Genomic DNA, 23222 nt, shown 5'->3' with positions numbered 1-23222 from the left:
GGGACTAGATCGCGTCGTTCATCAGCCGCAAGGTCGCGTGATAGTCGGCGGGCGACCAGTTCAGAGGATATTCCCCCGGCGGTTCGGCGCCGATCAGGTGGCGGGCGAGGAAATCCAGCAATCGCCGGAAGGCATAGGGGCTTTCGAGCAGGACGCCGTGGCCTGCGCCGGGCACGATGAGATGTTCGAAATCCTTGTTCGCGGCGATCAGCGCGGCCGAAACCGCCAGGGTGTGTGCGGGATGGACATTGTCGTCCATGTCGCCATGGATCAGCAGCAGCTTGCCCCGCAGCTTGTGCGCCACCGTGACGTTCGATTGCTCTTCGCGCTCAAACGTGCCGGGTCTGCCGCCATATTTATCGATCCAGTAGGAGATATAATTGCGGTTGTCATGATTGCCGCAAATCGACACGCCGGCCTTGAAGATATCGGCATAGTCAAACATCGCGCGCGCCGTCGCGTGGCCACCGCCCGACTGGCCAAACATGCCGACGCGGTTGCGGTCGAGGAAGCCGTGCCGCTCACCAAGCTGCTTGATCGCCGCGACATGATCGCTGAGTTGCGGTTCGAGCATCCGGCCTTGTCCGGCCTGATGGAACGCGCGCGACCGATTGGGCATGCCGCGTGTTTCCAGGATGATCCCGATCATGCCCAGTTCGACGACCGATTGGAGGTTGAGCGCCATGACGCTGGGAAATCGGCGAACGAACCAGTTAAGCTGCGGGCCCGGGTAGACATAATCGACGAGCGGGTAGCATCCGGCGGGATCGAAACCGGTCGGGAAATACATCGCGCCATAGAGCGGCGTAACGCCGTCGGCCGCCAGCACTTCGAACCGCTGCGGTTTGGGCGCAGTCCACAGTTTTTCGACGTTGGACTGGAAGAGTTCGGTCTGCCGGCCCGTCGCGATCTCCACCAAAATCGTGCGCGTCGGCTGATCCGCGCTGCCGATGCTGACGACGACATGTCGGCCGCCGGGCGAGACCCCGCCCGATGCATAAGAGGGCCTGAACGACTTGAGCTGATCGACGCCTGAAACCGGATCGGCCGGCGCCGCAACATCGCCATCGACAGCCAGCAGTGTCCTGAAATCGCCGCCATCGAAATTGACCGCACACAGCCGGCGATGGCCGCGATCGGTATCGTCTTCGAATCCGCTGGCCAGGAGCAGGACGCGTCGTTTCGCCGTATCGACATGCACGATTTCGCGAACCATCCACGCACCGCTGGTGATCGCGTTCTTGAGCGTGCCGCTCGCAAGATCATGCAGGTAGAGATGGGCATAGCCGTCGGCATCGGAATACCAGATCAACTCACCGCTTTCGGGAAGGGGACGGATGATCGGCTGTCCGGTGATCATGGGATGCGTATCGAGCCAGCCACTTTCGGCTTTGCGTTCCAGTACGGTGCTAAGCTCGCCGGTCGCAAGATCGAGCCCCATCAACGCAAGTTCGGACGAGAAGCGATCCCACCGCAGGAAATACAGGCTGTCGCCCGAGAACCAACAGCTCCGGAATGCAAAAGGGGAAAAGGGCTGGCAGATCAACGGCCATTCCGCGCTGCTGACCGCGCGGCCGCTGGATATATGGAACGCAACGAACTCGACCTGTCCGGGTTCGACATCGGGGCCTGCCACCTTGTAGATATGGGGCGTAGCCCGCTTTCCGTCGATCGGCACATGCTCGACCAGACCTGCATCCGGCAGCGCGCGCTCGTCGATCCGGTGCGTGACGAACCATTGCGAGTCCGCCGACCACAGGCCGTTCGGCATCGGAAACTTGCGTCCGGTCACGGGCATGATGCCCGATTCCGGCCCGGCGCCATAGGCATGATGGACCGCGCCGTCGGGCGAGAGCTGTGTGGTAGCGCCGGTCATGCGATCCCGCAGCCAGACAGCATGGTCTTTCAAGAAGGTGGCATATCGGCCGTCGGGCGAGTGCAGCGCGGGTGTCGGATCGAGCGTCTGGACGTCGAGGAGTGTCGGCCCGCCGAGCTCCACATGGTAACTGTCCGGCCCAACGCACACGACCAGCGTGTCCATATCGGGCATATCATATTGCGCGGCGGCGAGAGCCGCCACATCGATGTCCTTTTCGCCATGTCCCGCGATCAGCGCGGCCAGCGTGCCGGGTTCCATCACTGTCACCACCGTGTCGCTGTCAACATTGGCGATCTTGGGGACGGTGGCCATGTCGCCTTCGGCGTTAACCTCGGTCACGCAGAAAAAATGGTGATCGGCATCGACCCAATATCCCTGGCTGACACCGCTCAAATGCGGGACGAATGCTGGTGGCGCAAAAGCGGCGGCCCGCGCATAGGTTTCGGCAGACAAGGGATTGGCTGTAATGGACATCATGTTTCCTCTCAGGTGCCGATCATCATGGGGATCGAGGTCTTCGCCGGCGCCCGACTTGCGAACCACAGGCTGAAGGCAGCGAGCAGCGATGCAGGGGCGCCGACCGCGGCGATCGCCCAGCCCAGCATCATGTCGCCGCCCATCGCGGTGCTGAGCGCCCCGACCAGCGGCGCCCCGACCATGCCGGCAAGCGCGACGAGCACGACATAAAGTCCCACGCAGAGGCCGCGCAGTTCGTTGGGTATGCGAAAACTGATCGATATCACCGGAACGGCTATCGCGACGCTCGCAACAAGTAAGAACAGCGCCGCAAACACGGCGAACCACAATGCATCGGGCATTGTCGCCATAAACGCGGTCGGCGCGCAAAGAGCGGACGCGACCACCGCGGGAAAAATCATCTTGCGGTCGTCACCGCTCGCGCGAGCGAGATTGATCAGCCGACTGCCGAGCAGGAGTCCCGTGATCCCCGCGACAAGAACGATCCCACTGGACACGACGGCAAAATCGCCCGGCTGCAGGGCGTAGAGCCGGATCAGCGCGGCCAGAGCCCAGGTCCTGACCGCGCTGGCGACCAGGGCGAGGAACATGATTCCGGCAAAAAGCGCAAGCAGGAAAGCCCGGTACTCCCACAGGGCGCCGAACGAGCCCTTGTCCCTGTTCTGAACCTCCATTCGGGCGGGCTCCCGCATGCCAATCAGCAAAGGGATCAGCAACAGACCGAGACCCACGAATATCAGCGAGACGGCGCGCCAGGGCGAAAGGCCGCCGAGCGCGGTGGGATCGGCGGCGACCATGTCGACCAGCGCGCTGTAGCCGAGACCTCCAACCAGCAGGGCGCCGACCTGCCCCAAATCCTGACCGATCGGATAGCTCGCGGTGGCGAAGGCGCGATGATCGGGTGCAAAATAATCGGCAAGCAAAGACATCGCCGCCGGATAAATGATCGCGCTTGCCACCCCCATCAGCGCCTTGGCAGCCGCAAGCGTCCACACCTCGTGCGAAAGGGCGGTGATCAGCAAGCCGCCCGGCATGAGGACCATCGCGACAATAAGCAGCCGGACGCGGACACAGCGGTCGGCGAGAATGCCCATCGGGACCGCCAGCAAGCCATAGGCCGCGTAATAGGCCGTCGCCTGTGTCAGCCCGACCTGGAAATCGGTGAGTGCCAGTTCTTGCTTGATCGGCTCGATCAGCAGGCCGGTGACAAGCATGTCCATCGTCGAGAACAACGCTAGCCCCGCAAGCACGAACTGTGCATAGCGCGCGCGCGCCATGCTCGGATAGGATGCGCGCGCGCTGTTTTCGGTCACGTTCAAACGCCTTCAATATCCCGATGCATCAATGGCGATAGGTGACCCGCAGACCGAATGTCCGCGGTCGAAGCGTCGTGTAACTGTTCGGGAGAAAGAGGTTCTTCAAAATGATGCTGTCATTGTTGGTCAGGTTCTCACCATAGACCGCGACATTCCCCCACTCGGTGTCGATGCCGATTGCGGCTTGGAGGGTCGAGTAGGCGGCATTGCTCGCAAACAGCGGGTTGAGGCCGCTATTGGCAAAGGTGTTCGGCGAATTGTCGGTGAACTGGCCATCTATCCGGGCGTAGGCTTCGGTGTCGGTGCCCACCGTCCAGCGATATTCGGCACCGCCCGAAAGTTTCCACCGGGCCAGGCCGGGCAGCCTGTCGCCGACCGCTGCGGGCACGACAATGTTGGTCGGTATGCGTTCGATCTTACCGTCCTGTACTGTTACCGTGGCATAGACATTGAAACCCCGTGCCGGCCGCGCCGTCATCTCGAACTCGAAACCCTTCACCGTTGCCTTGCCGGCATTGGCGATGAATGAGAGGCCATCGGAGATGCGCAATCCATCGATCTGGATGTTGTCCCAGTCGATATAGAATCCGGTTGCATTCAGCGTCACTCTACCGTTCAGAAAACTGGTCTTGGCGCCGATCTCGTAGTTGATCGTGCTGTCGGGGTCATAGCCCTCGGGGATCACATAGTCGTCGGGGTCGATCGGGCTTGGCCCGAAATTGGCGTTGACCTGGCCGACACGGAAACCCTTGCTGACGTTGCCGTAGAACAGCAGGTCGCTGTTTGGCTCGTAGGAGAACCCGGTTCGCCAGGTGGTGTGGGTACCCTTCGAGGAATTGGAGAAACTGAGCGGCGGATCATAGCTGAACGTCGCGAAATTGAATGCGACGCGATCCTTCTCGATATAGTCGGCGGTAGTGTGGAAGACGCGGACACCGCCGCGCAGCTTCAGACCAGCGGCGATCTCATAGGAGCCGTCGGCATAACCGGCGAGTTCGGTCGACTTTATCGTGAGATCCGAGTCGAAATAGGAATCGCTGCCGAGAATGCCGCCGAAGAACGCATCCAGCCCCGGCGCCACGATCGCGTAGTCCGGAATGCTGCTTTTACGATTGATATAGAAGGCGCCGAACACCCACTGAAGCCGGGACTCGGTGTTCGAAACCAACCGCAACTCCTGCACCTGGAACCGCGACGTCCAAGGGCCCGGGTCCATGATGAAGGTCGGTGTGTTGGGGCCGAGAAACTGACCATATTCGTACCGGAAATTCGTTTTGCTCTTCTGATAGGTCGATGACGAAGTCAGCGTTGCGAAACCTTCGATATCATAGTCGATCGCCAGGTTGTAATTGGACAGGTTCAGCGGACGCCCCTCGGCGATGGGGGATGCCTTCTTGAACTTGCCCACCGCAGGATTCCAGCCGTCGCCTTCCTGGGGGTCACTTTCCTGATGGAAGGCCTCGGCCTTTATCGTGAGGGCGTGGGTAGGCGTCCAGCGCAACGCGGCGCGCCCACCCCAATCGACGCTGTCGTTCCGGGTGCCGAGCGCGACATTCTCGACCCAGCCTTCCTCGTCGCGATAATAGCCGACAACACGCAGGGCCAAGCGGTCCTCGACCAGTGGCACATTGACCATGGCATCGTAGCGCTGGCGGAATGCACCGCCATCGGACGTGCCCAGATCAACACGGCCCGCCGCCTCGAACTTGCCAGCGTCAGGCTTGTTGGTGATGATACGGATCGTACCGCCCAACGAGCCCGAACCGAACAACGTGCCCTGAGGGCCTCGCAGCACTTCGATCCGCTCCACATCGAACAATCTGAGATCCGGCTGGACGGGAGCGCCAAAGGTGTCGGTGACTGGCGTGTCGTTGACATAGACCGAAACCGGATCCTGCGTGTTGGCGGTACCGTTCGTGTTGGTGGCGATGCCGCGAATGTTGAAGGAGGCCCGATTCTTGGTCGCCTGGTTCATCGTCAGGCCGGGAACCGAACGGGCAAAGCCCTCGAAACTGTCCATACCGCGCGCCTCGATTTGCGCTTGCGAGATTGCGGTGATTGCGCTCGGCACATCCTGTACCGATTCCTCGCGGCGGTTGGCGGTGACGACGATTTCATCACTCGGCTCTGCGGAATTGCCCGCGCGGTTCGCTTCCTGAGCGTGCGCGCTCTCTGCTATCCCAGCAAGCGCGGCGGTCCCCAACAAAAGCAAGTATGTGGTCTTGTGGATATTCCTCATCATGGCCCTTCATCCCCTGCGGCGGTCGCCTCGCGACTCAATTTATAATTAGAGTGATTGCTCAAACTATAAACAGCGACTAGGGTCCTCTTGTCAAGAACGATAATCGTTCATCAAAGACACGTCGGTGCGATCGCGGTCGGCAACAGATAGGGGAGTGAGCGTGCGCAGAGTCGATGCGGGGAACACGGAGGTACAGCGTGCGAGAATCCTCGATGCCGCGGTGCATTGCTTGGAACTCAAAGGTATCGCGAAAACGAGTATCAACGACATCTGCCGCGAGGCCGGAATGCGGCCGGGCCATCTTTATTATTATTTTCCTAGCAAAGACGCTGTTTTTGCAGCCGTTTTGCTACGCGACCGCGAGTATATTTTGGACCTTATCGGTCACATGTTCGACGGTCCGGACATCCCGGGGCAGATCATCGACGTTCATATAAAAGCCAATGATCTACGGCAGTCATTTGGCCTGAGTCCCATTACCCGTATCGAATTGACGACCTATCTCAGTCGCGTCGATCATCTCGACGACCTGCTCCAGGGCGGCACGATCGAACGTGTCCCGACGCGGGCGATGACACTCGCAACGCAGGCCGCGATTGCCGACGGACGACTGCCGGGGAAGACTGACGTTGTTGCCTTCGTCGACGCCATCATACTGGTGTGGCAAGGTCTGTCTTACAGCCGGATAACACCGGACCTGGATCCGGTCAGATTGGGACAGTCGGCCCGACAACTCCTCGAAGCGCAACTCGTCGCCTGGGCCGAGCCCGGAATAGGCAATGGCTAGGACACTTCCCGGAAGCGGTGCCTAGCGAGACGGGTTCGCCATGCAGTTTCGCGATGTCGAGTTTGACCTTGTTGATCAATGCGCGGTCCGCACGGCCATCAACCCGCGTGCGCTTGTCGTTACGTCCGCGCTTGACCACTGCATATTCGGCGAGGGGCACAAAGCCGGCCATCGCCGCCGCCGACGCAAGGAAACCGACCGACGCCACCTCGTGGTAGAAAAACGGCGAGTCACCAACGTCGCCTAAGAACCGGTTGTACAATTTGTCAGCCTGCTTGAGCCATACTTCCCAATCTTGAAGCAAGCCGCGCTGACGTCCGTCGTACCGTTTTAGCTCGCGAAATGCCATTTCCATCACCCCCTGCGATTTCTATCTCACCGAAGTGAGAGAAAGAGCAGGCACTGAAAACTACAATTCGCACTTATCTAAATTTTTTCCCTGGAAGAGACGTTTTTCCGCTAAATCTTAGCCTGTCCGCCAAACGGCATGCTCTACAACGGGCGAACCGAGAGGCTCACCATCGAGAACAATCCACGGTTCGGCGCAATTGTCCGACACTGACCCGAGCCGACTGAGTCCAGCGTCCGCTTACAGGCGCTTCTTCCTACGGTCTGTGCGACCGACATCAGGCGCAAAGTGGTCACCTGCTTACGTGGCGCGATTATCGCCAGCCCCACCACTACAAGGTGCGTTGGTCGCCTCGTGCCGCCCGTGATATTGCCGACGCGGCCCGGCGCCTAGCATAAGGCGGCGTGGGCAGTTAGAGAAGCCATCCAATCCACGACACCATGAATTTGACGAGCCAATTCCGGCTTGCGTGATTCTTCTGGCGGGCGCTCAAACTAACGCTGACAAATCCGAACGGATTGCCTTTGGTAGTGGCGCCTAGCAATCCATCGGCAAGTCAGCGTCCGGCGAAATTCGTGGCTCGCTTTGTCCGCTGTGCATCGAGTCTTTCCCCGAAGTCATCCGTCCCGATGAGGATGCTCTGAGCACTGCTATTGGCGGCCCATTCACGTTCTATGGTCGAACTCATACCGTGGCGCAGCGCTTCCTTTGCCGCCCGAAAGGCCAGCGGTGGCAAAGCGGCCATCTGCTCGGCGAGTTGCTGGGCGCGGATCCACAAAGCGTCTTCCGTTTCGACGCACTCGCTTGCGAGACCAATGCGCACAGCCTCGTCCGCGAGAACTGGTCGGCCGCTCAGCAGGATATCCGAGGCACGTCCGAGACCGACGATACGCGGCAGGAGAAACAGGCCGCCCAGAGGCGGGAGCAACCCCAGCTTGATCCACGCCTCCTGAACATCGCGGAAGGCGCGATGATGCGGTAATCGCACCCGAGCGCGAGCTCGCAGGCAACGGTAATGGCTGCCCCCTGGACCGCCGCGACGACCGGTTTGGGGCAGTGATAGATGCGCCGCGCTGCGCCCTGGAAAACGGCATATATCTGGTCCTTGACCGCCGCAGCAGGCGTCGTCCTGAGTTCGGTCAAAAACTCGAAATCGGCGCCGGCGGAAAAATGCCGCCCGCGCGCCGCGAAGACGATACTTCCGACGCCGGCATCGGCGGTCGCCGTATCGAACGCGTCGCACAGTTCGCGCAGCGTCGATGGCTGAAGGCTGTTCCGGCCGTCCCCGCGATCGATAATGATCCAGGCGACGTTGCCCGGTCGCTCTACATGAATGTCAGGCATCGATCCGCTCTCCCCCAACGGGCGCGGCCGCCGCCGCTACGCGCCTGATTTCGCTTCGGGCGATGGTGCGATGATGAACTTCGTCGGGTCCGTCGGCGATCCTCAACGCGCGAATATTGGCAAAGCTTTTTGCCAGCGCGAAATCGGCCGAAAGGCCGGCGGCGCCATGCGCCTGTATGGCATCGTCGATAACCGCGGTCGCCATCTTCGGGGCCGCCGCCTTGATCAGCGCGATCGCCGTCCGCGCCGCCTTGTTGCCCTCGCGGTCCATCAGGTCTGCGGCGTGCAGGCAGAGCAGACGGCAGGCGTCGATATGGATCCGCGCGTTGGCGATCCGCTCGTGCCAGACCGTCTGTTCGATGAGCTGCTTGCCGAACACCATTCGCGTGCCGAGCCGCCCGATCATCGCATCGAGCGCGGCCTCGGCCGCACCGATCATGCGCATGCAGTGATGAATGCGGCCGGGGCCGAGACGCCCCTGCGCGATCTCGAATCCCCGGCCCTCGCCCAGCAGCATATGATCCAGCGGCACGCGCACCCCGGTCAACGTCACTTCGGCATGGCCGTATGGCGCATCATCATATCCGAAAACGCCGAGCATCCGTTCGACTTTCACGCCCGGCGCATCGAGCGGAACGATGATCTGGCTGTGCTGGAGGTGCGCAGGCGCATCGTCGTCCGCCGACCGGCCCATCACGATCGCGAAACGGCACTCGGGATCGCCGACCCCCGTCGACCACCATTTCCGGCCATGGACGACATAATGATCGCCGTCGCGTTCGATGCGGGTCCCGATATTGGTGGCGTCCGCCGAGGCGACATCGGGCTCGGTCATCAGGAACGCCGAACGCGCTTCTGCGGTCATGAGCGGCCGGAGCCAGGCCTCCTTTTGCGCCGGCGTACCGAACAGGCTCAATATCTCCATATTGCCCGTGTCGGGCGGCGAGCAGTTGAAGACGCGCGAGGCCCAGCTGATCCGGCCCATCATTTCGGCGAGCGGCGCATATTCGAGATTCGTGAGACCGCCGCCCTCGAACGCAAAGCCATCATCCTTGCCCAGATGGGGCGGCATGAACAGATTCCAGAGACCCTCGGCGCGCGCCCTGCTCCGCAGTTCGATCAGGACCGGCGGGATAGCCCAGCGGGTTTCCCCGCCTTTGAGCTCGACGTCATGGTGCCCGATATTCGGCACGATCTCGCCGTCGATAAACGCGCGCACGCGATCGATCCACGCCTGCTGGCGCGGTGAAAAACCAAAATCCATATCTATCTCCGATGGAATGCGGTGCGGTCAGCCCGGTTCGCCGGCAAGCGACGGTTCGGGCGTGGGCGCGTCCTCGAGCGTCGAAAGCTCCGCCTGCCAATCCGTGCCGCCCTTGATCAGCCCGGTCGGCGCGCGGACCGACCGGTAATCGATGCCCTCGGGCGCGCCGACGGGGTGCTTTCCCTCCTGAAAGGCGCACGCGGCCTCGATCAGAAGGCGCCGGCCATGGACGATCCCGATATCGCTTTCGGAAAGATGCTCTTCCGACCGATCGGTGATCGGCCCCATGCTGACCTGAACGACCATGTCTTCGCTAAAGATATTGCGCGGAAATCCGGTAAAATGCCCGTTCTTCATCGCCTCGCGATCCTGCCCCCAGACGGCGTCCTTTCCGCCGGGGAAAGGCGTATAATTGTCGGGGTCCGAGGCCTCGACGGTCTCGGCGAAATGATTGTCGATCGGCGAGCCGAAGAGATTGTACCGCACGAAGAACTGCCGCGTGTGCGTGTCATCGACCGGAACCGCGATCAACACGGTGCGGTCGGCGAGCTTCGGATCGTTGGGCGGAGTAAAGCCATAATAAGGCATCACATAGCTGGTGACGCGGACATAAGTAGTGCCGTCACCGAGCGGGCGTAGCGCCGCCACCTGAAGTCCGAAGTCCTTGGGAAGCACCTGGAAATAGGGAGTAGCGGCCGATGTAAGGCCGAGATAGCCACGCCCCGATCCAATGAAGCTGCTGTGCAGTATCCCGACATGGACGGGATCGAGCGCCGCCTCGAGGCCCTGTATCCAGTTGCAGTCGATCTGGGCCGAGGCGACGACGATATTTTCTGGCGGAAGCTGTGTGAATTCGAACTCGGGAAAAGGCGGCGCCTCACCGTCGTCGCCGAGCCAGACCCAGACCAGCCCGCCCGCTTCGCGCACGGGATAACGACGCACCTTCACCGAGGCGGCAAAGGCTTCCTTGCGATGGAACTGGGTCGGCGTGTCGAGGAGGGTGCCATCGACGCCAATCTTCCAGCCGTGGAAAATGCAGGTCAGCGCGCAATCCTCATTGCGCGCGAGCAGAAGCGACGCGCGGCGATGCGGGCACGCCTCGTCGAGAAGGCCGACACGTCCGTCAGTCGCGCGAAACGCGACATAATCGCGCCCGAAGAGCCGGACATGCGCGGGTGCGCCATCGGCGACGAGCTTGGCGGCACGGACCGCCGGAACCCAGTGATGCTGGCGAAGCATCCGGCCCATCGGGGCGTCACCTTCGACCCGCGTCAGCAATTCGTTCGTCTCTTTCGACGGCATGGCTTGCCTCTCTCCCAAGGCGGCGGTGTTCGGCGCCGCGATTTTGGTCATGATGCACGGGCAAGCGGCCAGGAGCCAGCGAACCCGTCCCATTCTTCATATGTGAAATCAGCCGCGCCGGATGAGATCGAAATTGAGATGGTGACGCGATCCGTTCGAGATGGCGTCGACGATTTCGGCGACGCGCGACTCGATCGACTGGGTTGGGCCGCCGATGATCAGGCTCATCTCGCTCGCGATATGGTCGGGAAAGGCGGTCGCGAGCTGCGCGCCCTGCGTTACGACGGGATCGACACCGAAGAAATAGCCGCGGGCGCGCCCTTCGTCGATGCGTTCCTGGACCTGGCGCTGCGTAGGGACGGCCTCGGGCCGGTCAGACTGGGTGCGGATACGCGTGACGATGCGTTGCATCTCGCGCTCGCGCATGCGGCTAAGGATCGCGTAGCCTCCCTGGCTTTCGGTAAGCGGCCGGACCGATCCCAGCACGATGTGCGGCGCGTTGCGGCCGCGCGCCTGGAGGATGTTGATATATTTGAGCCCGACGCCGCTGCGCGCCGCCAGGATGACGATCGCGCCCGTGCGATCGCTGAGATCGGTCATCAGGCGCAGGATCGGGCCATTGGTGACAAAGGCCTCGCTCGTCCGGTGGCCGAGGAGCGCGACGCGCGCGGTCGGATAATAGCTCCGGTCGCGGGGATCGAGATCGAGATAGCCGCAAGCCGCAAGCGTCTGCAGCAGGACCGATGTACTCGATATCGGATATCCCAGAATTTCCGCGATTTCGGTGACAACCGCGCGGCGCCCGAGATCATCGAAAAGCTCGAGGACCTCGAGCGCGCGAACCGCCGATTTGACGAGCCCACCGCGGCCGTCGGACTCGTAGCGGAATTCGAGCCGCGGATGCGACGCCTCGTCCTTTTCCCGGTCCTCGTCCTGTCGCCGCGAACCCGACATCGCTCGATAAGCTCCTTGGATCACCCTCCTAGCAGGTCCAGCGCCCGCCGTGCCAGCTTCGGAATGCTCGCGGCGGCGCTCGCCATGCGTTCGTTGGACGCCGTCCCCGCCCGTACCCGCGCCGCCATTCCGGCGCGGATCGCCGCAAGGCGAAACATATTATAGGCGATATACCAGGCGATGTCCGGAATCGCGCGGCCGCTCGTCCCGGTATAGCGCTGCAGCGCCTCATCGCACGACGGTATGCCCAGCGCGGCCAAATTGTGCCCGCCGAGGCTGCTGCGCTCGCCCGCAGGCAAATCCCAATGCATGAGATAATAAGCGAAGTCGGCGTCGGGATTGCCGATCGTCGACAATTCCCAGTCCAGAAGCGCGGCCACCGCCGGTGTGCGTTCGGCGATGACCATATTGTCGAGTCTGAGATCGCCATGGACGATCACCGCAGCATTAGAAGCGGGGATCGCCGCCGACAAGGCGTCGATAAGGGCCTCCATGGAATCGATCGTCTGGCCCGCCGACGCGCGATATTGGCGTACCCAGCGGCTGATCTGGCGTTCGTTGTAATTCCCGGACCGGCCATAGTCGGCAAGGCCGATGGCGTTCGGATCGACCGCGTGAAGCCGCGCGATCGTGTCGATCTGATCGGTATAAAGAGCCGCTCGTTCGCCGGGCTCGAAGCCGGGAAGCGACAGATCCCAGATCACGCGCCCCGGCACCCGGTCCATGACATAGAAGGCCGCGCCGAGCACCGCGTCGTCCTCGCAGAGCGCGTGAACACGCGGCACCGGAACATCGGTTTGGCGGAGCGCCGCCATGACGCGAAATTCCCGATCGACCGCATGCGCCGAGGGGAGCAGATTGCCGATCGGCTTGCGCCGCAGGACGAGTTCGCCAGCCGCAGTGACAAGCAGGAAAGTCGGGTTCGAATTGCCGCCATTGAAAGCGTAAAGGCCGTGGACCGGCCCGGCCCCGGGAACCGCGGCGTCGAGCCAGCGCTGCAGGCTGTCGCGATCGAGTTGATCGCGCGCTTCGACGGGGCGGACGCCTTCGGGCCCTGTTCCGGCGCCGCTCATGCGGCCACCTCCCGCACCGTGTTTTCTTCGGCTGCGGGTGTCGGTTTCCCGCGTCCGATCGTGAGCCCCGTGAGAAGAATGAGCACCGCGGTCCCTGTCGTCAGGCCAAGGCAGAGCATGAAGCCCTCGCGCGAAGGATAGGCGGTCCCGTCGGCACCTAGGATCGAACGGCTTCCCAGGATTGCCGTTACCGCCTGTGCCCCGACGCCGGCGAAAATGCCCTTAACCACCATCGACAGGCCGGTGGCTTCGCTGCTGCGCGATAGCGGAACGTGGGCGAGAACGATATTGGGCACCGCGGCCAGCAGCATCGCGATCGCCGCGACGCCGATCGTCATCCACATCACCGCCAGCGCGATCGAATCATGAAACAGGGTGAGCCCGCCCCAACCGACGATACCAAGCGCCGAACCAGTGACGATCGACGCCCGACCGCCGAAACGCCCGCTGATATAGCCGCTGAGCGGCGAAGCCACGGCAGAGCCGAACGCGGTGGGGGTTTTCACGATCCCAGCGATCGTAGCGGTCACGCCAAGGCCGATGCCCGTCCAGACCGGCTGCTGCAGGAGCATCATCGAGATGATCGGCATCTGGACCATCCCGAGGCCGAGCAATGCATAGCAGAGATTAGCAAGCGCGATGTCGCGGTTCGCGAGCAGGCGCACGTCGATAAGCGGTTCGGGATGACGACTTTCGTGCCAGGCCCAAAGCGCGATCAATCCAAGGCCGATCAATGAACAGCCTGCGACGGTGACCGACAAAAACGGGCTGCTCGAGATATTGCCGAAACCGTAGAGGGTGAGCGCGACCGCGGGCACGAACAAAAGGCCCCCAAGATAGTCGGTTTGGCCCTTAAGCGTAAGGCGCGTCGTTTCGGGAACCATCGTCGCCAGCGGGATGAGCGCCAGCACGCTGTAGCCGGCGGTGAAGAGGAAGATGGTGTGCCAGCCGCCAAGGTCTACCAGAAATCCGGCCAGGACGTTGCCGAGCCCCGCCCCCACCGCATAGGCACCCGACAGGCAGCCGACCCAGAAGGCGACCTTCTCCTGCGGCACATATTCGCGGACGATGCCGAAACAAAGCGGCAGCAGCGCGCCTGAGACGCCCTGGATAGCGCGGCCAATGATAATACCCTCAAGCGTCGTCGCGAGCGCGCTGACGACCGATCCCGCGGCGCAGAGAATCGCAATGATGGCGAGCATCCGACGGCGCCCGTAGATGTCGCCAAGCCGCCCGCCGACTGCCGCTGTCCCTGCCTGAACAAGGACGAAACCGGTGATGAGCCACCCGACATGGGCAATATCGTTGAACTGGCGCGCTATTGTCGGCAGCGCGGTAATCGTCATGCTGTTTTCGAACGAACTGATCATCTCGACCATCATCAGCGCGACGACGAGCCGACCGATCGACCGCTTCGGCGCCGATGCCCCGTTCACCGCGACATCCTTTCGCGCAGGAGCGGCTTCAGGACCTTGCCCGCCGCATTGCGCGGAAGCGGTTCCCATTGATAGTCGATTGCGACCGGGCATTTGTGCGCCGACAGCCGGTCAGAAAGAAAGAAGGCGACGTCCGAATCCGAGGGTCGCGGCGCGGCTTCCGCGAGTTGGACGACCGCTACGACATCCTCGCCGAGGATCGGATGAAATCGACCGAGCACGGCGGCGTCGATGATCGCTTCATGCGCGCGAAGTGCTTCCTCGATCTCGAGGCAATGGATATTCTCGCCGCCGCGGATGATCAGATCCTTCTTCCGGTCGAGGATATAGAGGAAACCCTCGCTATCCTGCCGCACGAGATCGCCCGTTGCGTACCAATCACCGTCGCCCCTCGCCGCGGGTTCGGCTTCGCCCAGCGGCCAATAGCCCTGGGTGACGTTCGCGCCGCGTACGAGAAGCTCGCCGCGGACCCCAGGCGGAACGTCGAACCCGTCGTCGTCGACGATCCGCACGTCGCAGCACGGTACCGGGAGCCCGACGCTGCCGGGGCGGTGATCGAGATCCTCGCAGCAGATAGCGGCAATCAGCGAAGCGGTTTCGGTCGCGCCATAGCCCTGTCCGATCGACGCGCAAGGAATGCGGTGGCGAAGCCGGTCGAAAAGCGACGCGCCAGCCGCCGCACCGCCTGACCCTGCGGTGACGAGTGATGAGAGATCATGGATGCCGGCTTCGACACTTTCGAGTAGCTGAAGCCACATGGTTGGAACGAGCGTCGTCGCGGTCACGCGCTCTTCTTCGATGAGCAGCGCTGCTTCCCCCGCGTCCCATTTATACATCAGGACGACGCGGCTACCCGCGGCCAGCGCGGGCACAAGCACGGCGTTGAACCCGGTGACGTGAAACAGCGGGACGCCGAGGAGAAGGCTGTTGGGCCCGGTCGGCGGCGGCAGTTCATCGCCGCGGCGCAGCGCAGCGCGTGCCGCGCGCACACCGGTGTTGACAAGGTTGGTCGTGATGTTGCGGTGCGTTCCGAACACCGCACGGCTGCGGCCCGTCGTCCCCGAGCTGTAGAAGAGCGTCGCAAGGTCGTCGGGTTTGAGGCCGGGATCGCGCAGCGCGGGCGGGTCGAGATCAGCCCAGGTGCCAGGACATCCGATGAGTTCATCGAGCGGCCTGCCCCGGCCCGCACCCCGGACTGAAATCTGCGGCACGCCACCCAGATCATGACCTTCGAGCCGTGTCATCCGCTCGCTGTCTGCGAACAACAGCTTCGCTCCGGTCTCGCCCACCTGCCGCGCGATGTCCTCACCCGTTCCCCAAGCGTTGAGCGGCACAAGCACCGCGCCAACCGCCAGCGCCGCCCACGCCGCAACCGACCATTCGGGATAATTGCGCATGCAGACCGCGACGCGGTCTCCTTTCCCGACGCCAACGCTGTCCGCCAGATGATGGGCAAGAGTGGTCGCGGCGCGCCAATGCGCCTCGAAGCTGATCTTCTCGTCCAGATATTGAAGAAAGATCGCATCCCCGAAACGCCGCGACTCCTCGAATATGGCGCGAAGATCAGCCTTGGCATGGACATAGACACGGGTCGGCGCGCCCTCCACTTCGATCGTTGCCATTTCGAAGGGCGCGCCGGGTGCGGTGAGTATCGTCTCGACCTCGGCGGTGCTGCGGCGCGGCGTCGAGTCGGCTTCGAGATCGAATGCTTCGGCCACGTTCAATTGCCCTTGAATACGCCTTTGCGCTTCTCGACAAAGGCAGTGGTCGCCTCTTTGAAGTCGTTCATTCCCATCGAATAGATTTCATAGGCGAGCGAGGCCTCGAACGCCGTCTGCGTCATCTGCTTCAGCGCGAGATTGAGCGACATCTTTGTATAATTGACCGCATGCGGTGGCAGATCGCGTAGCTTTTCGGCCATCGCCTGGACGTGCGCGTCAAGCTGGTCGTCGGGAAGGCAAGCGTTGATCAGGCCCAGTTCTTCGGCGAGTTTGGCGGGGATTGGATCGCCGGTCATTAGATATTGCTTGGCGCGGTGAAAGCCAATCGCAAGCGGCCAGAGCAATACCCCGCCGTCACCAGCTACCATGCCCGCCTTGACGTGGCTGTCGCACAACCGCGCATTTTCCGACGCGAACACCATGTCACTCGCGAGCGCCATATTGACACCAAGACCATAAGCAACGCCGCGCACCTTGGCTAGGACCGGCTTCTCGCACTCCATGATGCCGAAGACATGCTTCCTTGCGACGCGCGTGGTTGGATGCGTCAGTCGCTCGGGCGGAGCCGAGCCATGCCGTGCGGCGATCCCGGACAAGTCGGCGCCCGAACAGAAATTGTCGCCATCGCCCGTCAGGATCACAACGCGGGTTTCGGGGTCGACCCAGATCGTTTCCCAAATGGTCGCCAGTTCCTCGCTCATTTGCGGGGTCACCGCATTTTTCTTGGCCGGGTTGGAGATGGTTATCGTCAATATGCCATCGGCGCGCTCGAGGCGAAGGGCGGTATATTGTTCATAGCCGCTGGGCGGGGACAAATGGGACACAGTCACTCCTTGTTGCTGCTTTGATCGGCGAGGCGATCGCGAAGCACGCCTTTGATCGGTTTTTCGGAACCCGTTCGGGGGATTTCCTCCTTCGCCATGGCGACGAAGCGGTGCGGAATCTTGAAGCTTGAAATGCGCGTCGCGAGATGCCCACGCGCCGCCGCCTCGTCGAAACGGCCTTCCCCTACGGGCACGATCACCGCAACGATGGTTTCGCCACGCACCGAATCGGGGACACCGAACACAATCGCTTCCTCGATCCCGGCATGCGACTGCAGGGCGAGTTCGACCTCGCGCGGTGATACATTGGCGCCCGACGTCTTGATCATCTCGCCTGCACGACCGTGAAAATAAAGAAAATCATCCGCATCGATGGTGCAAAGATCGTCGGTTGCGAACCAGCCATCGGCGGCGAATACTTCCTCGCGATCGCGTTTGTAATAGCCCTGCATCAGCGTGTAGCCGCGCACTTCAAGCTCGCCCTTGCTGCCCGGCGGCAGAACGGCGCGCGTAATGGGGTCGACGATGCGCCGCTCGACCCCCGGAAGATGTCGCCCCCATGTGCCGCCCTTGCCGCGCGGCAGCGGCGTGGTTCGCCGGTCGATGCTGTGCATGCCGAAACTCTCGGTCATCCCGAGAACGCCGCCCATACGGCGATCGGCGGGGATGACCAGGCCGGCTTCGTCACGCGGGGCACCGAGGCCGCTGCGCACACTCGCCAGTGATACGCCCTCGCGCTCGGCGGCTTCCACGATCGCCTTGATCTGGGCGGGCCAGAGCGACAGCCGGGTGATCGACTCGTCGGCAATAAGCCGCGCCAGCTCCGCTGGCTCGGGTCGATCGGCGAAGATCAGGCACATCCCGGCCTGAAGCGCCGGGAGCAGGTTCACATTGAGCCCTCCGATCCAGAAGAAGGGCTGACCGGTATAATTGCGATCACCCCGGCGCAAGTCAAGGTAGTCGAGAAAGCTGTTGGTGATCCGGACCGCGACGCCGTGTGTGTGGACGACCGCCTTCGGTTCGCCGCTCGATCCCGATGTGCAGATGATGAGCAGACGGTCGGCCGGGCTGATCGCCGCTTCGACGCGCGCGAGAAAGGCGTCGTCGATTTCAGCGCGCGATGCCGCCGCATCGAGCGCGTCATCGAGCGACAATGCCCACGCGCGATCGCACGCTCCCGCGACAATGATGCGCCGCAAAAAAGGAAAGTCGGGGAAGAAGAGTGTCGGCCCTTTCTGGTCCGCAAGCCCCGGGATTGCCGCCTCAAGGAGCGCAAGATAGTCCTGCCGTAAATAGGAAGGCTCGATGATCAGCGTCTCGACGTCGGTGTGCGCGAGACACCATGCGATCTCGGGTGCTTGGTAAAAGGTGCTGAACGGCACGGTTATACCGCCGGCACGCGCGATGCCGAAGAAGATCACCGCCCAGAACGGGCGGTTCGACATCAGGAGGCCGACGCGGCTCTCCTTCGTCGACCCGAGAGCAAGGAGCGCGCGCGCAATCTTGGCGGAAGCCCGCTCGGCCTCGCGAAAGCTGACCCGCTGGTCGCTCGACACGAGATATTCGGCGTCTTCATAGGCTGCCGCGGCAGCCTGCAAACAATCAGGAAGCGTCGGACGAAAAGCCGCGCCGCCCGGAAGATCAAGCATCAAAGAAAGCCCGCTTTCAGCGCTCATCGCGGCAACCCCAGGTCGCGCTCGGCGATGAGGTTGCGCATGATCTCGTTCGAACCGGCGGCGATCGTCTCGCCGAAGCTCTGAAGATATTCGCGCATTCCCTCGCTGGCCGTTCCCTCGCCGGTCGGATCGACCTGCGCCGAAATCCCGTGGGCGCGGACCAGAAAGTCACCGATCCGCTGCATCAGTGAGGTTGAGGTCAATTTCATATAGGCTGCGGTCATCTTGCTGAGCGGAACGCCGCCTCCCTTTTCGGCAAGCAGCGCGCGAGCGAGCCTGCGGCTCGCCTGCGCCTCGGCGAAGATCTGCATGAATTCGGCGCGGAGCGCCGGCTCGCGCCACCAGCTTTGGGGGTCGGCCGCCGCCTCAGCGACGAGCGCCGCGATTGCATAGCCGCGGCGCTCCGCGCGTTCAAAACTCAAGATGCCACGCTCGGCAGCGAGTGTCGACTGCGCGACAGTCCAGCCGTCATTTTCAGCGCCGACAAGATTTGCAGCCGGAATGACGACGTCAGTAAGGAAGATTTCGCCGAAGCGCGCATGGCCGTTCGCCTGCCGGATCGGACGAACCTCGACGCCCGGGGCGCGCATGTCGAGAATGAAATAGGAAATGCCGCGATGCTTGGATGCTTGGAAATCGGTGCGGGTGAGCAGGATGCAATAGTCGGCATACATCGAATAAGAGGACCATATTTTCTGGCCGTTGACGATGTAATTGTCACCGTCACGCACCGCACGGGTCCGCAGCGCAGCAAGATCCGATCCCGCACTCGGTTCCGAAAACCCCTGGCACCATATTTCGCCGCGCGCGACCCCTGGAAGGTAGCGATCCTTCTGTTTCTGCGTCCCCCATTGCAGCAGCGTTGCGGGAATATGGTTGAGCGAAACGATATAAAGGGTAACCGGCGGAGCATTGGCGCGCGCGAATTCGTCGGCGATGATGATCTCATGCGCCAGGCGGAGGTCGGCACCGCCAAATTCGGCAGGCCAGTGTGGGGTTGCCATCCCGACCTTACGCCGCTCTTCCATCCACCAGCGTTGGAACACGACGAACTCGTCGGAACTCGCGCGAAGCATCTTGCGGCTCCAGTCGGCGGGAACAACGCGTGCGAGCCACTCACGAAGCGCCGCGCGAAAGACGACCGGATCGCCCTTATGCTCGACGATCATGCCGCAATCTCCATAACGTCGACCCCAGTGGCAAGGAGCCCGATGAGATCGGACGCGGCGGCATCCCGGAGGGCCGAGTTGCTGCGACACAGCGCTTCGTTGAGGCGCGCGCGCTTGAGATAAAGATGGCAGCCATGCTCCCAGGTATAGCCGATGCCGCCATGAAGCTGGACCGCCTCACCCGCGGTACGAACAAAGGTTTCGCTCACTGCGGCTTTCGCTAGACGCGACCAAAAACCGGCCACGGCATCATGACTGTCGATTGCCTGCTCGGCGATCCGCGCACTGGTCACGATATCGGCCGACAGATTGGCGGCGCGATGTTTGAGCGCCTGGAAGGAGCCGATCGGCTGGCCGAACTGTTCGCGTATTTTCATATAATTAATCGTTTGCGCCAAAATGGCTTCGGAGCCTCCGAGGCTGTCGGCGGCGAGGAGCAAGAGGAATATCCACTCGAGATGAGCGGCCTGCCGATCATCGCCGGCGACAAGCGGCGCGAGCGAAGCGCCGGCGATTTCAAACAACGCACGCGAACGATCCCAGCTGTCGAGCGCGCGTGTTTCCTTCGCATCCATTTCGCAAAGAAGCAGCGCTCCGCTCCGGACCGGAAGGAGACAGAACCGAGCGTCGGGTGCCCCAAACATTAGCAGTTTGCCGGGAGTCGTCAGCTGCTTTCCGTCCCACGATATATGGTTCGAGACGCCGAAGTCGGCCGGGATCGCCGCCGAAGCTTCACCGGCGACGAGGTCCGCGACGACATCGCCGCCTGCGGGCCATGTATCGAGCAGCTGCGCCGCCGCCAGGGTCGGCAGGAAGGGACCAGGGGCCAGCGCCGCACCCAGCGCTCGCTGCACCGCGGCGATGCCCGCGGCCCCCAGCCCCAGCCCCCCCTTTTCTTCGGAAACGCCGATCGACAGCCAACCGAGCGACCGCGCTGTCGACCAGATACGCCGTTCGACCTCGGCATCACCATCGGCGATGCGCTGATGCGCCCGGACATCAAGCAGATCGGCGAGCACCTCCTCGACGCTTGCTATCAGCGCCCCCGTGTCGAACGCATCCTCCGCCATCACCGTCAGAACCGCGCCGACGCCTGAACACCGATGCTGCGAGGACGGCCGTAAGCGATATTGTCGCCGGTCGTCGATTGCGCGGCATAGATATTATATCCTTCGTCGAGCAGATTGCGCGCCCACACGCCAAGCTTGTAGCCACCGTCCCCGAAGACGAGCGACGCGCTCATGTTGATCAGTGTGAAGGCGTTTTGCTTCACCCGGTTGCCGGGATCCATGTAGAAACCCGAATTATAGGATGCGACCGAGTTGACCTCGACGCTCAGATCGTCATTCACTGGATGGTTGAAGTTAAAGCCGATATTGGTGGTAAAGGGCGCTGTGCGGATCATCTTGTTGCCGCTCGCATCGCCGACGAACTGGCGATTACCGCCGTTCGGTAACGGTTCGGTCAGCACCGCGTCCTCGAAATTGTCGTAACGCCCGTGGGTGTAGGCGAGCCCTGCCTGGAGCGAGAAGACGTCGCTGACCCGATAGCTCAGCTCGGCGTCGCCGCCATAGACTGTCGCATCGGCTGCATTCTGGATCACCGTCGTATTGACCCCGCCAATGCTGGTCAGAATCTGCACCTGGATATCGCTATAATCATAGTAGAAGGCGGAAAGCCCGAAACGCAGTTTCGGATCGCTATGCTTCAAGCCGATTTCGTAAGCGGTCACCTTTTCAGGATCGACCGAGTCGGTCTGCACCGGCACGCCCGCGATGAACGACGGATTGTATGCGCCGGCCTTGAACCCCTGGCTGAAAGTCGCATAGACGTTCGTCGATGGGGTGATTTCATAGAGGATCGACGCGCGGGGCGTGAAGCTGTTCCACTTGTCGTCAGTGACGAGCGTATCCGGCCCGTCGAGAATTCCCGTCGCATCGATGGACTTCTTCTCGTTCGTATAACGAATGCCGCCGATGACGCGCAGGCGGTCGGTCAGGTCGACGTAGAGTTCGCCGAACGCCGCCAGCGATGTCGTCTTGGTGCGCGCGTCGAGAAAGGCGGTGAGCGGCCCATCAAGCTGTCGCCGCGACCAGCGGATAAGCTGCGCCTTATTATCGAAATAGAAGCCCCCGACGACGAAGTTTATCGGTCCCGACAGATCGGAGGCGTAAGTGAATTCCTGCGTGAAGGTTTCGGACGGCGTCGTGAATTCCTGCACCGAATTGGACAGCGACGTATAGTCGGTGTCGAAAATCTGGTACGGAACATCCTTCGAATAGGCGGTGGTCGACGTCAACGTGCCGCCGCCCGTGTTCCATTCGACGTCGAGGCTTCCGCCCTTCGATTCCACCTTGGCGACCGGCGCTTCGTTGATCACGATGATCTTGGGATCGGTCGGCAGATAGAGGTCCGGGTGGGTCCCCCTGACGTTTACATTGCCATCCAAAGGCTTGATACTTTGGGCCAAATTGGATGCGCGGTCGGAATATTGGCCTGTCAGGATGACCTTGAGTTCGCTCGTCGGTTCCCAGAGGATGCGCCAGCGGATCGTGTCCTCGTCGGTTTCGGAATTCCATTCGTTCCGCGTCGCGTTCCAGGTGTAGCCACGATCATGGGTCGAGACGAAGCTGAGCGAGGCGGCGAGCTTGTCTGTGATCGGACCCGACACGTAGCCGCGCGCCATGAACTCATTGAAACTGCCATAGCTGAGACTGAGTGAACCCGTCGGCGTGAAGCTTGGCTCGCGGGTATGAATGACGATCGCGCCGCCGGTCGCGTTGCGCCCGAACAGCGTGCCCTGCGGCCCTTTCAGAACCTCGATGCGGTCGAGATCAGGCAATGCGAAGCTATTCGATGTCTGCGCCGACTGATAGACGCCATCGATATAGAGCGCGACGTTGGCGTCGGCGCCGACAGCGGAAATCGTCGTACCGATGCCGCGGATTGTCGGCTGTACGTTCTGCCCGGTCTGCGGAATATAGAGACCCGGCGTGATGAGCCCGATATCATTGCTGTTGGAGATCCCCGCCGCAGCGATCTGGTCGCCGGTGATCGCAGTGATCGAGATCGGGACGTCGGTCAACCGTTCCTGGCGCCGCTGCGCAGTGACGATGATATCGCCGCTATCATCCGCGGTGACATCCGCCGCCTTTGCGGTTTGTGTCGCCGTTTCCTGAGCGTGCGCAGCAGATGTCACCGTGAAAAGACTGACGCCCAGCAGTGCGCGGGCGGCAATACGCCCATGGATCGAATCTCGTGCCATATCTTCTCTCCCGATGGTTCCGATCCCCTTTCGGCCGGAACTCTTCCTCGTGCTCGATGATGCGAACCGCGGTGGGTCGAGACAACGCCCCCACGCTTTATTCCACATATGTGGAATGGCGCCCCGCACCTTGCGCCCGAAATA

General features: G+C 62.1%; 16 protein-coding genes and 2 pseudogenes. 2 read left to right on the top strand and 16 right to left on the bottom strand.

The annotated features are described in order from the left end of the window. Positions 1 to 4: 4 nt before the first annotated feature. Genes CVO77_RS00795 through CVO77_RS00785 form a run of 3 tightly spaced genes read right to left on the bottom strand, consistent with a single transcriptional unit; the run spans position 5 to position 5914 of the window. On the bottom strand, positions 5 to 2353 hold the full coding sequence (locus CVO77_RS00795; protein ID WP_158257958.1) for a S9 family peptidase: 2349 nt from the start codon (positions 2351 to 2353) through the stop codon (positions 5 to 7). A gap of 11 nt (positions 2354 to 2364) precedes the next feature. Next, on the bottom strand, positions 2365 to 3669 hold the full coding sequence (locus CVO77_RS00790; protein WP_146130795.1) for an MFS transporter: 1305 nt from the start codon (positions 3667 to 3669) through the stop codon (positions 2365 to 2367). A 28-nt stretch (positions 3670 to 3697) separates the two neighbouring features. Then, positions 3698 to 5914 carry a TonB-dependent receptor gene (locus CVO77_RS00785; protein WP_105997452.1) on the bottom strand — a complete coding sequence of 739 codons (2217 nt, stop codon included), beginning with the start codon at positions 5912 to 5914 and terminating at the stop codon, positions 3698 to 3700. 160 nt (positions 5915 to 6074) lie between these two features. On the opposite strand from CVO77_RS00785, the gene CVO77_RS00780 reads away from it, so the two are divergent. Both CVO77_RS00780 and CVO77_RS00775 read left to right on the top strand, forming a co-directional pair. Next, positions 6075 to 6701 (top strand): TetR/AcrR family transcriptional regulator, encoded by a 627-nt coding sequence (locus tag CVO77_RS00780; protein ID WP_158257957.1) that lies wholly within the window; start codon positions 6075 to 6077, stop codon positions 6699 to 6701. A 40-nt stretch (positions 6702 to 6741) separates the two neighbouring features. After that, a complete protein-coding gene (locus CVO77_RS00775) occupies positions 6742 to 6948 on the top strand; it encodes a hypothetical protein (protein ID WP_105997450.1) in 207 nt (68 codons plus the stop codon). A 658-nt stretch (positions 6949 to 7606) separates the two neighbouring features. Here the strand turns inward: CVO77_RS00775 and CVO77_RS21545 are convergent. The 13 genes and pseudogenes from CVO77_RS21545 to CVO77_RS00715 form a co-directional block, all read right to left on the bottom strand. Further along, positions 7607 to 8394 (bottom strand): annotated as a pseudogene (locus CVO77_RS21545) (enoyl-CoA hydratase/isomerase family protein). After that, on the bottom strand, positions 8387 to 9658 hold the full coding sequence (locus tag CVO77_RS00765) for an acyl-CoA dehydrogenase family protein (protein WP_105997449.1): 1272 nt from the start codon (positions 9656 to 9658) through the stop codon (positions 8387 to 8389). Before CVO77_RS00765 ends, CVO77_RS21545 begins: the two are co-directional and overlap by 8 nt. Before the next feature lie 27 nt (positions 9659 to 9685). Next, complete coding sequence (locus CVO77_RS00760) at positions 9686 to 11011, bottom strand: Rieske 2Fe-2S domain-containing protein (RefSeq protein ID WP_158257956.1); 1326 nt, start codon at positions 11009 to 11011, stop codon at positions 9686 to 9688. Between the two features lie 57 nt (positions 11012 to 11068). Next, positions 11069 to 11914, bottom strand: coding sequence for an IclR family transcriptional regulator (locus tag CVO77_RS00755; protein WP_105997447.1), 846 nt, complete (start codon positions 11912 to 11914; stop codon positions 11069 to 11071). 20 nt (positions 11915 to 11934) lie between these two features. Further along, entirely contained in the window at positions 11935 to 12987 is a 1053-nt protein-coding gene (locus CVO77_RS00750; protein ID WP_105997446.1) for a phosphotransferase family protein, read from the bottom strand. Then, positions 12984 to 14423, bottom strand: a complete 1440-nt coding sequence (locus CVO77_RS00745; protein ID WP_158257955.1) for an MFS transporter — start codon at positions 14421 to 14423, stop codon at positions 12984 to 12986. The genes CVO77_RS00750 and CVO77_RS00745 overlap by 4 nt, the downstream gene beginning before the upstream one ends. Beyond that, the gene (locus CVO77_RS00740) at positions 14420 to 16141 is read right to left on the bottom strand and encodes a class I adenylate-forming enzyme family protein (RefSeq protein WP_197709657.1); all 1722 of its coding nucleotides are present in this window, start codon (positions 16139 to 16141) and stop codon (positions 14420 to 14422) included. The genes CVO77_RS00745 and CVO77_RS00740 overlap by 4 nt, the downstream gene beginning before the upstream one ends. Positions 16142 to 16143: 2 nt before the next feature. Then, entirely contained in the window at positions 16144 to 16968 is an 825-nt protein-coding gene (locus CVO77_RS00735) for an enoyl-CoA hydratase/isomerase family protein (RefSeq protein ID WP_158257954.1), read from the bottom strand. A gap of 2 nt (positions 16969 to 16970) precedes the next feature. Next, on the bottom strand, positions 16971 to 18617 hold the full coding sequence (locus tag CVO77_RS00730) for a class I adenylate-forming enzyme family protein (RefSeq protein ID WP_158257953.1): 1647 nt from the start codon (positions 18615 to 18617) through the stop codon (positions 16971 to 16973). A 23-nt stretch (positions 18618 to 18640) separates the two neighbouring features. After that, a complete protein-coding gene (locus CVO77_RS00725) occupies positions 18641 to 19813 on the bottom strand; it encodes an acyl-CoA dehydrogenase family protein (protein ID WP_105997442.1) in 1173 nt (390 codons plus the stop codon). Then, on the bottom strand, positions 19810 to 20388 hold the full coding sequence (locus CVO77_RS21540; RefSeq protein ID WP_242446044.1) for an acyl-CoA dehydrogenase family protein: 579 nt from the start codon (positions 20386 to 20388) through the stop codon (positions 19810 to 19812). Before CVO77_RS21540 ends, CVO77_RS00725 begins: the two co-directional genes overlap by 4 nt. A 300-nt stretch (positions 20389 to 20688) precedes the next feature. After that, positions 20689 to 20883: pseudogene (locus tag CVO77_RS21885) on the bottom strand (hypothetical protein); the annotation flags it as partial. A 5-nt stretch (positions 20884 to 20888) separates the two neighbouring features. After that, a complete protein-coding gene (locus CVO77_RS00715) occupies positions 20889 to 23078 on the bottom strand; it encodes a TonB-dependent receptor (protein ID WP_158257952.1) in 2190 nt (729 codons plus the stop codon). Positions 23079 to 23222 lie beyond the last annotated feature (144 nt).

Source organism: Sphingopyxis lindanitolerans (assembly GCF_002993885.1).
GTDB lineage: Bacteria > Pseudomonadota > Alphaproteobacteria > Sphingomonadales > Sphingomonadaceae > Sphingopyxis > Sphingopyxis lindanitolerans.
The sequence above is the reverse complement of the archived record's forward strand: the minus strand, read 5'-3'. Positions and strand labels throughout refer to the sequence as shown.

What these genes read in the sequence shown, in the direction of transcription:
- CVO77_RS00795 (WP_158257958.1), bottom strand. Translation starts at nt 2,353, where the DNA reads ATGTCCATTACAGCCAATCCCTTGTCTGCCGAAACCTATGCGCGGGCC.
- CVO77_RS00785 (WP_105997452.1), bottom strand. Translation starts at nt 5,914, where the DNA reads ATGATGAGGAATATCCACAAGACCACATACTTGCTTTTGTTGGGGACC.
- CVO77_RS00775 (WP_105997450.1), top strand. Translation starts at nt 6,742, where the DNA reads ATGCAGTTTCGCGATGTCGAGTTTGACCTTGTTGATCAATGCGCGGTC.
- CVO77_RS00765 (WP_105997449.1), bottom strand. Translation starts at nt 9,658, where the DNA reads ATGGATTTTGGTTTTTCACCGCGCCAGCAGGCGTGGATCGATCGCGTG.
- CVO77_RS00760 (WP_158257956.1), bottom strand. Translation starts at nt 11,011, where the DNA reads ATGACCAAAATCGCGGCGCCGAACACCGCCGCCTTGGGAGAGAGGCAA.
- CVO77_RS00755 (WP_105997447.1), bottom strand. Translation starts at nt 11,914, where the DNA reads ATGTCGGGTTCGCGGCGACAGGACGAGGACCGGGAAAAGGACGAGGCG.
- CVO77_RS00750 (WP_105997446.1), bottom strand. Translation starts at nt 12,987, where the DNA reads ATGAGCGGCGCCGGAACAGGGCCCGAAGGCGTCCGCCCCGTCGAAGCG.
- CVO77_RS00730 (WP_158257953.1), bottom strand. Translation starts at nt 18,617, where the DNA reads ATGCTTGATCTTCCGGGCGGCGCGGCTTTTCGTCCGACGCTTCCTGAT.
- CVO77_RS00725 (WP_105997442.1), bottom strand. Translation starts at nt 19,813, where the DNA reads ATGATCGTCGAGCATAAGGGCGATCCGGTCGTCTTTCGCGCGGCGCTT.
- CVO77_RS21540 (WP_242446044.1), bottom strand. Translation starts at nt 20,388, where the DNA reads ATGGATGCGAAGGAAACACGCGCGCTCGACAGCTGGGATCGTTCGCGT.
- CVO77_RS00715 (WP_158257952.1), bottom strand. Translation starts at nt 23,078, where the DNA reads ATGGCACGAGATTCGATCCATGGGCGTATTGCCGCCCGCGCACTGCTG.